This is a genomic window from Amycolatopsis iheyensis (genome assembly GCF_024703995.1).
GTDB classification, from domain to species: domain Bacteria; phylum Actinomycetota; class Actinomycetes; order Mycobacteriales; family Pseudonocardiaceae; genus Amycolatopsis; species Amycolatopsis iheyensis.
In genome coordinates this window covers 573416-585375 of the sequence record NZ_JAMXQV010000002.1, presented here as the reverse complement: position 1 = coordinate 585375, position 11960 = coordinate 573416, and the positions used below count along the sequence as shown (strand labels likewise).

Genomic DNA, 11960 nt, shown 5'->3' with positions numbered 1-11960 from the left:
CATCAGGATCGGGGAGCTTCCGGACGTTCGTGGTAGGCCTGGCGGGTCCGCTCGGTGTGCTTGGCCATGATCTGCTCCGCCGCTTCGGTGTTCCCGTCGGAGATGGCGTGGATCAGCTCGTCGTGCTCGTTCCACGCGTCTCGTCCGCGGGGCCGGGCGATCGGCGTGTAGTACCAGCGGACCCGGCGGTCGACCAGACCGATCAGCTCCGCGAGGACGGCGTTCCCCGACAGCTGCGTGATAAACGCGTGCAGGGCGGCGTTGGCCGCTACCAGGCCTTCGGTGTCTTCGGCCCGGAGCGCCTGGACGCCGACCTGCTGCAGGTCCCACAGCTTCCGGACGTCCTCCGCCGTCGCGTTGCCGGCGGCGAGCTTCGCGGAGTGCGTCTCCAGCACGCTGCGGACGCTCAGCAGCTGGTCGGCCTCCTCGTCGGTGGGCAGGTGCACGAAGGCGCCCTGCGCGGGCCGGAGGTCGACCCAGCCTTCGCTCTGCAACCGCTGCAGGGCTTCGCGGACCGGCTGCCGGCTGACGCCCAGGTACTCGGCGAGATCGGCTTCCACCAGGTGCTGCCCGGGCTCGAGGGTGCGGTTGATGATCAGCTCCGCGAGGGCTTCGTAGACGACCTGGCGCAGCGGGGCGGGCCGTTCGACGCGCTTCGCGGCGGTCGAGCTGAGCGAGCCCTTGGCCGTGCGGCGGCCGGACGGGCCGCGGTCTGGGAGCGGGGAAGCGGGCTGGCTCACGGGACACCTCGGAAGGGAGAGGAACGCGATAATCTGCTACCAGGATACAGGTTTTGGTATGCAAAATCCCAGAATCTCACCCTGCTGTGGCGTTTTGCGCTCCCTCTGGCTTCGAGGTTGAATCCAGGATACTGTATGCAATCACGTGTCGGACCGAAGTCGGAGGCACATCATGAAGGTGGCTGTTCTCGGGGCCGGGGCGATCGGCGCCTACGTCGGGGCCGCGCTGCACCGCGGCGGGACCGAGGTGCACCTGATCGCCCGGCGGGCCCACCTCGCGGCGATGCGCGAGTCCGGCGTCCGCGTGCTGAGCCCGCGCGGCGACTTCACCGCGCACCCGCACGTCACGGACAACCCGGCCGAAGTCGGCCCGGTGGACTTCGTGTTCCTGGGCCTCAAGGCCAACTCCTACGCTTCCTGCGGGCCGCTGATCACGCCGCTGCTCGGCCCGGACACCGCGGTCGTCGCCGCGCAGAACGGCATCCCGTGGTGGTACTTCCACGGCCTGGCCGGTCATCCGCTCGAAGGCCGGCGCGTCGAGACCGTCGACCCCGGCGGCTCGGTGACCGCGGTCCTCCAGCTGCGGCGCGCGATCGGCTGCGTCGTCTACTGCTCCACCGTCATCGAGGAGCCGGGCGTGATCCGGCACCTGGAGGGCACCCGGTTCTCCCTCGGCGAGCCGGACGGCGAGATCTCGGCGCGCTGCAAGGTGCTGAGCGCGGCGATGATCGCCGGCGGGCTCAAGGCGCCGGTCGAACCGCGGCTGCGCGACGACATCTGGATCAAGCTGATGGGCAACGTCGCCTTCAACCCGCTCTCCGCGCTGACCCGGGCGACCATGGCCCAGATGTGCGAGCACGACGACACGCGCGCGCTCGTCGCCACGATGATGACCGAAACCCAGGCCATCGCCCGCGCCGCGGGCAGCGACCCGGCTGTCTCGGTCGAGAAGCGCATCGACGGCGCCTGGCGCGTCGGTCACCACAAGACGTCGATGCTGCAGGACCTCGAAGCGGGCAAGCCCCTCGAGATCGACGCGATCATCGGGGCGGTCGTCGAGCTGGCCGGCCTCACCGGCGTGCCCGCGCCCGCGCTGCGGCACGTCCACGCCGCCATCTCGCTGCTCGACCACACCAGCAACCCGCCCGTCCCCGTCGGGGCGCACTGAACCGGAGGTGCCCGTGAAACGCAGGAAGACCGAGCCGTACGTCCGGCTCACCCAGCCCCTCGTGCGCGACTCCGGCGTGCTGCGTCCGGCGACCTGGGAGGAGGCCCTCGACCGGGCCGCCGCCGGGTTCCGCCGCACCCTCGAGACCAAGGGACCGGAGGCGTTCGGGATGTTCTCGTGCGCGCGGGCGACCAACGAGATGAACTTCGTCGCGCAGAAGTTCACCCGCGCGGTGATCGGCACGAACAACGTCGACTCGTGCAACCGCACCTGCCACGCGCCGAGCGTCGCCGGGCTGGCGCGGGTGTTCGACAGCGGCGGCGGCACCTCGTCGTATGCGGAGATCGAAGACGCCGACGTCATCGTGATCTGGGGCGGCAACCCGCGCGAGGCGCACCCGATCTTCTTCCACCACGTGCTCAAGGCGGTCAACAGGGGCGCCAAGCTGTTCGTCGTCGACCCGCGGCAGACCAGCACCGCGCGCTGGGCGCACCGGCAGCTGCAGCTCGAGGTCGGCACCGACATCCCCCTCGCGCACGCGATCGCCCGCGAGATCATCCACTCCGGACTGGCCAACACGACGTTCATCGAGCGGGCCACCGAAGGCTTCGCCGAGTTCGCCGCGTCGGTCGAGCCGTGGACCCTCGAAGTCGCGGAGCAGACCACCGGCGTGCCGGCCGAGCTGATCCGGGAGCTGGCGCACACCTACGCCCGCGCCGACCGCGGCCAGCTGTCGTGGACCCTCGGCATCACCGAGCACCACAACGGCACCGACAACGTGCTCGCGCTGATCAACCTGTCGCTGCTGGCCGGGCAGGTCGGCCGCTACGGCGCCGGGCTGAACCCGCTGCGCGGCCAGAACAACGTCCAGGGCGGCGGCGACATGGGCGCCATCCCGGACCGCATGCCCGGCTTCCAGGACGTCCTCGACGCCGGCGTGCGGGCCAAGTTCGACACGGCGTGGGGCTCGTCGATCCCGCCGCGCAAGGGGCTCAACCTCACCCAGATGCTCGACGCGATGGAACGCGGCGACCTGACCTGCGTGTACATCATCGGCGAGAACCCGGTGCAGTCCGAAGCGGACTGCGAGCACACGATCAAGCGGCTGTCCAACGTGGACCACCTGGTGGTGCAGGACATCTTCCTCACCAAGACCGCGCAGCTGGCGGACGTCGTGCTGCCGGCGTCGGCGGCCTGGTGCGAGAGCGACGGCACGTTCACCAACTCCGAACGCCGCGTCCAGCGCGTCCGCCGTGCGCTCGAACCGCCCGAAGGCGCCCGCGACGACATCGAGCTGCTGTCGGAGCTGGCCCGCCGGCTCGGTCACGACTGGGACTACACCGGCCGCGACGGCGAAGCGGTCTGGGACGAGCTGCGCTCGCTGTCGCCGATGCACGCCGGGATGTCCTACGCCCGGCTCGAAGAGCACGGCGGCATCCAGTGGCCGTGCTACACCGAGGACACGCTCGAACCGACGTTCCTGCACGGCCGGTTGTGGGCCGAGGACCCGGCCGAGCGCGGCCGCCCGGCGCCGTTCACGGTGATCGAGCACAGCCCGCCGGTCGACCTGGTCACCGAGGAGTTCCCGATCCGGCTCACCACCGGGCGCCGGCTGGACTCCTACAACACCGGCGTGCAGTCCGGCGGGTTCCCGTCGCCGCTGCGCAAGGGCGAGACGCTCGACCTGTGCCCGGAGGACGCGCGGTCGCTCGGGGTCCAGGCCGACGACCTGGTCCAGATCTCCTCGCGCCGCGGGGCGATCGTGGCCCCGGTCCGGCTCGACGCGGGCCTGAAGCCCGGGCTGGCGTTCATGACCTTCCACTTCCCGGACGAGGTCGACGTCAACGTCATCACCATCGAAGCCACCTGCCCGATCGCCGGGACCGCCGAGTACAAGGCGGCGGCGATCCGCGTCGAGAAACTGCCCGCGGACGCGGTGGTGTGACGATGGACCTCAAGCTCCTCGACGCGGTCGCCTCGCGGGAAGAGAAGGCGGCGGTCGCCGCGTTCGCGGGCGGCGGCCGCGACCAGCTCCTGCCCGCGCTGCACGCGGTCAACGACCGGGTCGGCTGGATCAGCCAGGGCGCGTTGAACCTGATCTGCGAGGCACTGCACGTGCCGCCCGCGGACGCGTACGGCGTGGCGAGCTTCTACTCGCTGTTCGCGCTGGCGGAGCGCCCGGAGCGAGTGGTGCACGTGTGCACCGACCTGGCCTGCCGGCTCAAGGGCGCCGACACCGTGTGCGACGTCCTCACCGAGCACGTCGGCGCCGCGGGGAAGGCGCGCGGCGGGGTCACGTGGCAGCACAGCCCGTGCCTCGGCGTCTGCGAACGGGCCCCCGCGGCGCTGACGTTCCAGGCCGGCGACCCGGCCACCACCGAGCTGCTCGCCCCGGCGACCGGCGCGTCGGCCGTGCTGGCGGCCGGACGAGGTCCGTCCGCTTCGGAAGGTGCTCCGCCGGTCATCCACCAGCAGTCGGGGTTGCGGCTGCTGCGGCGGGTGGGCGTCGTCGATCCGTCCAGTTTGGACGACTACCGGGCGACGGGTGGGTACGCGGCATTGCGGAACGCCCTGCGGATGGGACCGGCGGCCGTCATCCGGGAGGTCACCGACTCGGGGCTGATGGGCCGCGGCGGCGCGGCGTTCCCGACCGGCCGCAAGTGGTCCGCGACCGCCGGGCAGCCCGCGACGCCGCACTACCTGGTGTGCAACGCCGACGAGAGCGAGCCGGGCACGTTCAAGGACCGCGTGCTCATCGAGGGCGACCCGTTCGCGCTCGTGGAGTCGATGACGATCGCGGCCTACGCGATCGGCGCGTCCCGCGGGTTCGTCTACCTGCGTGGCGAGTACCCGCGGGCGCTGCGGCTGCTGCGGAACGCCTTGGCGGTCTGCCGCGAACGCGGGTTCCTCGGCGTGGACATCATGGGCCACGAGGGATTTTCGTTCGACATCGAGATCCGGCGGGGCGCGGGCGCCTACATCTGCGGCGAGGAGACCGCGATCTTCAACTCGATCGAAGGCTTCCGCGGCGAACCCCGCACGAAGCCGCCGTTCCCGGTGGAAAAAGGACTGTTCGGCAAGCCGACGGTGGTCAACAACGTCGAGACCCTCGTCAACGTCCCGCTGATCCTCACCGAAGGCGCGGCCGCGTACCGTTCGATCGGGACCGAGGGTTCGGCCGGGCCGAAGCTGTTCTGCCTGTCCGGGAACGTCGAACGGCCCGGCGTCTACGAAGTGCCGTTCGGGACGACGCTGCGTTCGCTGCTCGAGCTGGCCGGGGGAGTGCCCGAGGGGCGCACGCTGCGCGCGATCCTGCTCGGCGGCGCGGCGGGCGGGTTCCTCCGGCCCGACGAACTCGACCTGCCGTTGTCGATGGAGGACGCACGGGCGGCGAAGACCACCCTCGGTTCGGGTGTCGTGCTGGTGCTCGACGACCTGGCCGACCTCGGCGGGTTCCTGCTGCGGATCGCGGAGTTCTTCCGTGACGAGTCGTGTGGGCAGTGCGTCCCGTGTCGCATCGGGACGGTCCGGCAGGAGGAGGCGATCAAGCGCGTCCTCTCGGCCGGTTCCGACGAGCGGCCGCTGCTGCGCGAGGTGGGCGGGGTGATGCGGGACTCGTCGATCTGCGGGCTCGGCCAGACCGCGTGGAACGCCATCGAATCCGCCATCGACCGGCTGGGAGCACTGCAATGACTATCGTGGACATCGGGATCCCGAAGCGGCTGGTCGAGTTCACTGTGGACGGCTCGACCGTCCGGGTGCCGGAGGGTTCGACGATCCTCGACGCCTGCAAGGCGACGGGCAAGGACATCCCGACGCTGTGCTACGGCGACACCCTCGAACCGGCGAACGCCTGTCGCGTGTGCATGGTGGAGGTCGAGGGCTCGCGGACACTGGTGCCGTCGTGCTCCCGCAAGGCCGAGCCGGGCATGGTGGTGCACACCGACTCCGAGCGGACCCGCACGAGCCGCAAGGTGGTCCTGGAACTCCTCGGCTCGGCGACGGACCTGTCGACCACCCCGGACGTCGAGCGCTGGATGGCCGAGACCGGCGCGGACCCGGACCGCTTCGGCCCGGACGCGGCCACCGTGGCCCAGCCGGCCCTGGTGGACAACGAGCTGTACGTCCGCGACTACGAGAAGTGCATCCTCTGCTACAAGTGCGTCGACGCGTGCGGCGACCAGTGGCAGAACTCGTTCGCGATCACGGTGGCCGGCCGCGGCTTCGACGCCCGGATCTCGACGGAGTTCTCGAACCCGTTGCCGGACAGCGCGTGCGTGTACTGCGGCAACTGCGTGGAGGTCTGCCCGACCGGGGCGCTGAGCTTCAAGCGCGAGTACGACAAACGTGAAGACGGCACGTGGGACGAGTCCCGGCAGACGGCCACGACGACCGTGTGCACGTTCTGCGGGGTCGGCTGCAACCTGACGTTGCACGTGCAGGACAACGAGATCGTCAAGGTGACCTCACCGCACGAAAGCTCGGTGACGCACGGGAACCTGTGCATCAAGGGCCGCTTCGGCTGGCAGCACGTGCAGAACCGTTAGCGCGGCCGGACCAGCCCGGTCTCGTACGCGAGCACCACCGCCTGCACCCGGTCCCGCAGGCTCAGCTTGGTGAGGATCCGCCCGACGTGGGTCTTCACCGTCGCCTCCGACAAGACCAGCTCGCCCGCGATCTCGGCGTTCGACAGCCCGCCCGCCACCTTCTCGAGAACCTCCAGCTCGCGTTCGGTCAGCCGGTCCAGGCCGCGGGTGGTCGGTGGTCCGCCGGCCGGGGCCGGGTCGGGGAGGCGGTCGGCCACCGCCTCCAGCAGGCGGCGGGTGACGCTCGGGGCCACCACGGCGTCGCCGCGGGCCACGGCGCGGATCGCCGTCAGCAGGTCGTCGGGCGGGACGTTCTTCAGCAAGAACCCGCTGGCGCCCGCCTTGAGGCCGGGGAAGGCGTACTCGTCGACGTCGAACGTCGTCAGGATCAGCACCCGTGAGCGCGGGGAGGAGCGCACGATCTCGCGGGTCGCCGCGATGCCGTCCACGCCGGGCATCCGGACGTCCATCAGCACGACGTCGGGGTCGAGCTCGGCCGTGCGGGCCACCGCGGCCGCGCCGTCGGCCGCTTCGCCGACCACCTCCAGGTCCGGCTGCGCCTGGAGGACCAGCCGGAACCCCAGTCGCAGCAACGGTTCGTCGTCGACCAGCAGGATGGTGATCACGTGCCGCTCCCGAACCGGCCGAACACGCGCCAGCCGCCGCCGGGTCGCGGGCCGGCCGAGACGTCGCCGCCGGAGACACTCGCCCGTTCGCGCATGCCGCTGAGTCCGTGGCCGCCGGCGGTGACCGGCGCCGGCGCCGGCCGGCCGTCGTCGAGCACTTCGAGGGTGACGAGCGGGTCTTCGTAGGTCAGGTGGATCTTGGCCGACGCCGGGGCCACCGCGTGCTTGAGGACGTTGGTGAGCGCTTCCTGCGCGACCCGGTAGACGGCCAGCTCGACCGTCGGCGGCAGCGGGAACCGGCGGCCGGTCACCGTCCACGTCACCGGCAGCCCGGTGGCGCGGACCTGATCGACCACCTCGTCGATGCCCGCGATGCCAGGCTGCGGCGCGCGGGGGCTGTCCTCACCGCCGCCCCGCAGGACGTTGAGCAGCCGGTGCATTTCGTCCAGTGCCTGCCTTCCGGTGGCCGAGACGTGCTTCGCGGCCGCCTCGGCCTGGGCGCTGTCGGTGCGGGCGGCGAAGGCGGCGCCGTCGGCGAGCGCGATCATCACCGAGAGGTTGTGCGCGATGATGTCGTGCATCTCGCGGGCGATGCGCGCGCGTTCCCGCGCGGCCGCGATCTGGCTCTCCTGATCGCGTTCCCGCTCGGCCCGTACGGCGCGGTCGTGCAGTGAAGCCAGGAACGCGCGGCGGGTCCGGACGTTCACCCCGAGCGCGAACGCCGCCGTGACGATCGCGGTGCTGAACACCAGCCCGGCGGCGAGCATCGCCCAGCCGGTGTGGCCGCCGATCCCACCCGCGGTGAGCGCGACGACCGTCGCGACCGCCGCCGGCACGCGGTGCCGGTCGCGGTGCGCGGCCACGGTGTAGCCGGCGATCAGCACGGCGACCGTGGTGGGCGGGAACTGCGGCCCGAACAGGTCCTGGGCGACGCCGACCGCGGTGGTGGCGGCCAGGACGGCCAGCGGGAACCGCCGCCGGGCGGCCAGCATCCCGAGGAGCAGAACCACCACGACGACGAGCCACGGTCCGCCCGGCTCCGCGCCCGCGGCGCCGACCATCAGCGCCAGGAAGAGGAGGGCGAAGGCCAGTAGCAGGTCGGCGGGCGCCGGGTGCCGCCGCGCCCACGCGCGCAGCGGCCCGGCGCCCGGCCAGGTGGAGCGGAACCCGGGTTCGATGAGTCCGTCGGTCACCCCGTCATCATCTCCTCCGGGCGCTCGCGCGGCACCGGTTTCAGGCATCCCGCCGCTTGAGCACGACGGCGGCCGCGGCCAGCGCGACCACGACGTAACCGCAGAACCAGGCGAAACCGGTCCACGGCGGCAGGGACAGCGCCGACGGCCGGACGGTGATCAGCGCCTGCCCGGCGTTGCTCGGCAGGTACGGCACGACGTGCGGGACCCAGCTCTCCGGCAGCACGCCGGCCAGCGCCGGGACGACCATGATCAGCGCGACCAGTGCGGCGATGGCGCCGGCGGTGTGCCGGATCAGCCAGCCGAGCGCGACACCGAGCAGGCCGACCCCGGTCAGGTAGAGCCCGACGCCGAAGACCGCGCGGAACACCCCCGGCTCGGCCAAGTTCGTCTCGATGTCCTGTGACGCAAGGAAAGCCTGCCCGCCGAGGAAGGCGGCGAACGCGGCGACCTCCCCGATCACGAACGCCACCGCCGCGAGCACGGCCGCCTTCGCGGCGAGCACGGGCGTGCGGGCCGGCACGGCGGAGAACGTCGAGCGGATCTGGCCGGTGGTGTACTCCCCGGACACCACGAGCACGCCCAGGACCCCGAACGCGAGCTGGACCAGGACGTAGCCCTGGATGCTGAGCGCGGTCGGCTCGAGCCGGGCCCGGGTCTGCTCGCTCAGCTGCGACCAGCGCCCGGCGTTGAGGGCGCAGGTGAGCCAGCCGAGCGCGACCATGGCGACCAGCGCCGAGATCACCGTGACCGGACTCGACTGCAGGGAACGGAACTTCACCCATTCCGAGCGCATGACGCGCGGGAGCGTGACACCGGTGGTCATGCGACGTGCCCTTCGGGAGTGCGGTACTCGACGGCGTCCTCGGTCAGCTCCATGAACGCTTCTTCCAGCGACGCCTGGACTGGTGCCAGTTCCTCCAGCGGGATGGCGTGGCGGCAGGCGAGGAGGCCGACCTCGGCGCCGGTGACGCCGTGCACCTCGAGCAGCCCGGGCGCGGTGCTGGTGACGTCGATCCCCGGTCCGGTGAGCAGTTCCCGCAACTGCGTGGCCTGCGGCGTGCGGACCCGGACGACCTTGGCCGACGCGCGGTCGATGAACTCGCGCACCGACGTCTCGGCGATGACGCGGCCGCGCCCGATCACCACGAGGTGGTCGGCGGTCAGGGCCATCTCGCTCATCAGGTGCGAGGAGACGAACACCGTGCGCCCCTCGGCGGCCAGCCGGCGCAGCAGGGTGCGGATCCAGAGGATGCCCTGCGGGTCCAGGCCGTTGACCGGCTCGTCGAGGACGAGGGTCGCGGGGTCGCCGAGCAGCGCGGCGGCCACGCCGAGGCGCTGGCCCATGCCGAGGGAGAACCCGCCGGCCCGCTGCCGCGCGACGTCGGTCAGCCCGACGAGCTCGAGCACCTCGTCGACGCGTCGTGGCGGGATTCCGTTGGTGTGGGCCAAAGCCAGCAGGTGGTGGTAGGCCGACCGGCCCGGGTGGACGGCCTTGGCTTCGAGCAACGCGCCGACCTCCCGCAGGGGTGCCGGATGCTCCGCGTACGCCTTGCCGTTGACCGTCACCGAGCCGGACGTCGGCGCGTCCAGGCCCATGATCATCCGGATCGTGGTGGACTTCCCGGCCCCGTTCGGGCCGAGGAACCCGGTCACCGCCCCGGGTCTGACGGTGAACGTCGCCCCGTCGACGGCGGCCCGCCCGCCGTACCGCTTCGACACCGCTCGTGCCTCGATCATCCGGCTCCCTTCGTCGTGGCGGCCCAAGGTAGGCGGGCCGCGGAGCGGGATCGACCGGCCGGCGGGCGATCTTCCCGCGGCGGCGGTGCGACTCGCGGCGTACGCGCTACGCCTGAGGTCGCACGCGCCTGGCCGTTGACCGCGTGCCCGCTGAACAGCTATTCTCGATATGCGAAAGAAAAATTCCGGATAGTGAAATTTGAGGTCGCGATGCCAGAAGAGGGGCACTCCCTGCCGTACGTCGCCAACCTGTCGATCCTGTTCAAGGAGGTACCGCTGCTCGACCGGGCGGCCGCCGCGCGGGAAGCCGGGTTCACCGACGTCGAGTACTGGTGGCCGTTCGACACCGCGGTCCCCACGCGCGACGAGGTCGACGCGTTCGTGCGGAGCCTGGACGGCGTCCGGCTGCGCGGGCTGAACTTCTACGCCGGCGACATGGCGGCGGGGGAGCGCGGCCTCGTGTCGTGGATCGGCCGCGAGACCGAGTTCGCCGACAGCCTCGTCGTGGCGCTGGACGTCGCCGAACGCACCGGCTGCCGCAGCTTCAACGCGCTCTACGGCAACCGGCTCGACGGCGAAGACCCCGCCAAGCAGGACGACCTGGCGCTGGTCCACCTCGCGAACGCCGCCGAGGCCGCCGCGAAGATCGGCGCACAGCTGGTCCTCGAACCGCTCTCCGGCGCGGACCGCTACCCGCTCAAGACCGCCGCGGACGCCGTGGCCGTGCTCGACGACCTCGGGCGCGACAACGTGCGACTGCTGGCCGACCTGTACCACCTGGCAGTCAACGGCGACGACCTGGACGCACTGGCGACGCGGCACATCGCCCGGATCGGGCACGTGCAGATCGCCGACGCACCCGGCCGGCACCAGCCCGGCACCGGGTCCCTCGACATCGAAGGTCACCTCGCGAAGCTCCAGAACGCGGGTTACGACGGGTTCGTCGGGATCGAGTACGTCCCGGAGCCGAACACGCTCGCGTCACTGGACTGGCTGCCGAAAACCCGAAGGGGACGAGCATGAAACTGGGATTCATCGGACTGGGCGTGATGGGCGCGCCGATGGCCGCGCACCTGGTCGCGGCCGGGCACGACGTCAGCGGCTACGACGTCCACCCCGCCGCGGGGGAGAAGCTCCAGGCCGCCGGCGGGCGCGCCGCGTCCGGGGTCGCCGACGCGGTGGCCGGGGCGGACGTCGTGATCACGATGCTGCCGAACCACCCGCAGGTCGAGGAGGTCGTGCTGGCCGCGGGCGGGGTCCTGGACGCCGCCGAGCCCGGCGCGCTCCTGATCGACATGAGCACCATCCGGCCCGAGACGTCGATCGCCGTCGCGGAAGCCGCGCGGGACAAGAAGATCCGCGTCCTCGACGCACCCGTGTCGGGTGGCCAGGCCGGCGCCGAGCAGGCGTCGCTGTCCATCATGGTCGGTGGCTCCGAAGAGGACTTCGAGGCCGCGAAGCCGGTGTTCGACGCGCTCGGCAAGACGGTTGTGCACGTCGGCCCGCACGGCGCCGGTCAGGTCGTCAAAGCCGCCAACCAGCTCGTCGTGGGCGGCATCTACGGCCTGGTCGCCGAGGCGATCGTGCTGCTGGAAGCGTCCGGAGTGGACGCTGCCACGGGCCTCGACGTGCTCGCCGGGGGACTGGCGGGCAGCCGGATCCTGGAGCTCAAGCGCAAGTCCATGGTGGACCGCCAGTTCGCGCCCGGCTTCCGGATCGACCTGCACCACAAGGACATGGGGATCGCGCTGGCCGCCGCCCGGCAGGCCGACGTCGCGCTCCCGCTCACCGGGCTGGTCGCCCAGCTCGTCGCCGCCGGCCGTGCCATGGGCTACGGCTCCCTGGACCACTCGGCCTTGCTGAAGGTCGCCGAACAGTTGTCGGGCCGCGGCCCGGCGGAGGTGTGA

At 71.7% G+C, this 11960-nt stretch carries 11 protein-coding genes; 6 read left to right on the top strand and 5 right to left on the bottom strand.

What is annotated here, in order from left to right; genetic code table 11:
* Positions 1–2: 2 nt before the first annotated feature.
* A complete protein-coding gene (locus M8542_RS06495; protein ID WP_308210241.1) occupies positions 3–740 on the bottom strand; it encodes a GntR family transcriptional regulator in 738 nt (245 codons plus the stop codon).
* Positions 741–912: 172 nt separating this feature from the next.
* Here M8542_RS06495 and M8542_RS06490 point away from each other — a divergent pair, with 172 nt between their 5' ends.
* Genes M8542_RS06490 through M8542_RS06475 form a run of 4 tightly spaced genes read left to right on the top strand, consistent with a single transcriptional unit; the run spans position 913 to position 6455 of the window.
* Positions 913–1908 (top strand): 2-dehydropantoate 2-reductase, encoded by a 996-nt coding sequence (locus M8542_RS06490; RefSeq protein ID WP_257919083.1) that lies wholly within the window; start codon positions 913–915, stop codon positions 1906–1908.
* Between the two features lie 13 nt (positions 1909–1921).
* Positions 1922–3853: a molybdopterin oxidoreductase family protein gene (locus M8542_RS06485; RefSeq protein WP_257919082.1), complete on the top strand. Its 1932-nt coding sequence runs from the start codon at positions 1922–1924 to the stop codon at positions 3851–3853.
* A 2-nt stretch (positions 3854–3855) separates the two neighbouring features.
* On the top strand, positions 3856–5601 hold the full coding sequence (locus tag M8542_RS06480; RefSeq protein WP_257919081.1) for an NAD(P)H-dependent oxidoreductase subunit E: 1746 nt from the start codon (positions 3856–3858) through the stop codon (positions 5599–5601).
* Complete coding sequence (locus M8542_RS06475; protein WP_257919080.1) at positions 5598–6455, top strand: 2Fe-2S iron-sulfur cluster-binding protein; 858 nt, start codon at positions 5598–5600, stop codon at positions 6453–6455. Before M8542_RS06480 ends, M8542_RS06475 begins: the two co-directional genes overlap by 4 nt.
* On the opposite strand, the gene M8542_RS06470 is transcribed toward M8542_RS06475, so the two are convergent.
* Genes M8542_RS06470 through M8542_RS06455 form a run of 4 tightly spaced genes read right to left on the bottom strand, consistent with a single transcriptional unit; the run spans position 6452 to position 10053 of the window.
* Positions 6452–7120, bottom strand: coding sequence for a response regulator (locus tag M8542_RS06470; RefSeq protein ID WP_257919079.1), 669 nt, complete (start codon positions 7118–7120; stop codon positions 6452–6454). The two genes, M8542_RS06475 and M8542_RS06470, sit on opposite strands and share 4 nt — an antisense overlap.
* Positions 7117–8313 carry a sensor histidine kinase gene (locus M8542_RS06465; protein ID WP_257919078.1) on the bottom strand — a complete coding sequence of 399 codons (1197 nt, stop codon included), beginning with the start codon at positions 8311–8313 and terminating at the stop codon, positions 7117–7119. Before M8542_RS06465 ends, M8542_RS06470 begins: the two co-directional genes overlap by 4 nt.
* A gap of 40 nt (positions 8314–8353) precedes the next feature.
* Positions 8354–9139, bottom strand: a complete 786-nt coding sequence (locus M8542_RS06460; RefSeq protein WP_257919077.1) for an ABC transporter permease subunit — start codon at positions 9137–9139, stop codon at positions 8354–8356.
* Positions 9136–10053 (bottom strand): ABC transporter ATP-binding protein, encoded by a 918-nt coding sequence (locus M8542_RS06455; RefSeq protein WP_257919076.1) that lies wholly within the window; start codon positions 10051–10053, stop codon positions 9136–9138. Before M8542_RS06455 ends, M8542_RS06460 begins: the two co-directional genes overlap by 4 nt.
* A gap of 210 nt (positions 10054–10263) precedes the next feature.
* Between M8542_RS06455 and M8542_RS06450 the strand changes: the two genes are divergently transcribed.
* The gene (locus M8542_RS06450; protein WP_257919075.1) at positions 10264–11076 is read left to right on the top strand and encodes a hydroxypyruvate isomerase family protein; all 813 of its coding nucleotides are present in this window, start codon (positions 10264–10266) and stop codon (positions 11074–11076) included.
* Positions 11073–11960 (top strand): 2-hydroxy-3-oxopropionate reductase, encoded by an 888-nt coding sequence (locus M8542_RS06445; protein ID WP_257919074.1) that lies wholly within the window; start codon positions 11073–11075, stop codon positions 11958–11960. The genes M8542_RS06450 and M8542_RS06445 overlap by 4 nt, the downstream gene beginning before the upstream one ends.

Coding starts and splice junctions, on each gene's coding strand:
- M8542_RS06460 (WP_257919077.1), bottom strand. CDS start 9,139: ATGACCACCGGTGTCACGCTCCCGCGCGTCATGCGCTCGGAATGGGTG.
- M8542_RS06490 (WP_257919083.1), top strand. CDS start 913: ATGAAGGTGGCTGTTCTCGGGGCCGGGGCGATCGGCGCCTACGTCGGG.
- M8542_RS06480 (WP_257919081.1), top strand. CDS start 3,856: ATGGACCTCAAGCTCCTCGACGCGGTCGCCTCGCGGGAAGAGAAGGCG.
- M8542_RS06450 (WP_257919075.1), top strand. CDS start 10,264: ATGCCAGAAGAGGGGCACTCCCTGCCGTACGTCGCCAACCTGTCGATC.
- M8542_RS06455 (WP_257919076.1), bottom strand. CDS start 10,053: ATGATCGAGGCACGAGCGGTGTCGAAGCGGTACGGCGGGCGGGCCGCC.
- M8542_RS06445 (WP_257919074.1), top strand. CDS start 11,073: ATGAAACTGGGATTCATCGGACTGGGCGTGATGGGCGCGCCGATGGCC.
- M8542_RS06475 (WP_257919080.1), top strand. CDS start 5,598: ATGACTATCGTGGACATCGGGATCCCGAAGCGGCTGGTCGAGTTCACT.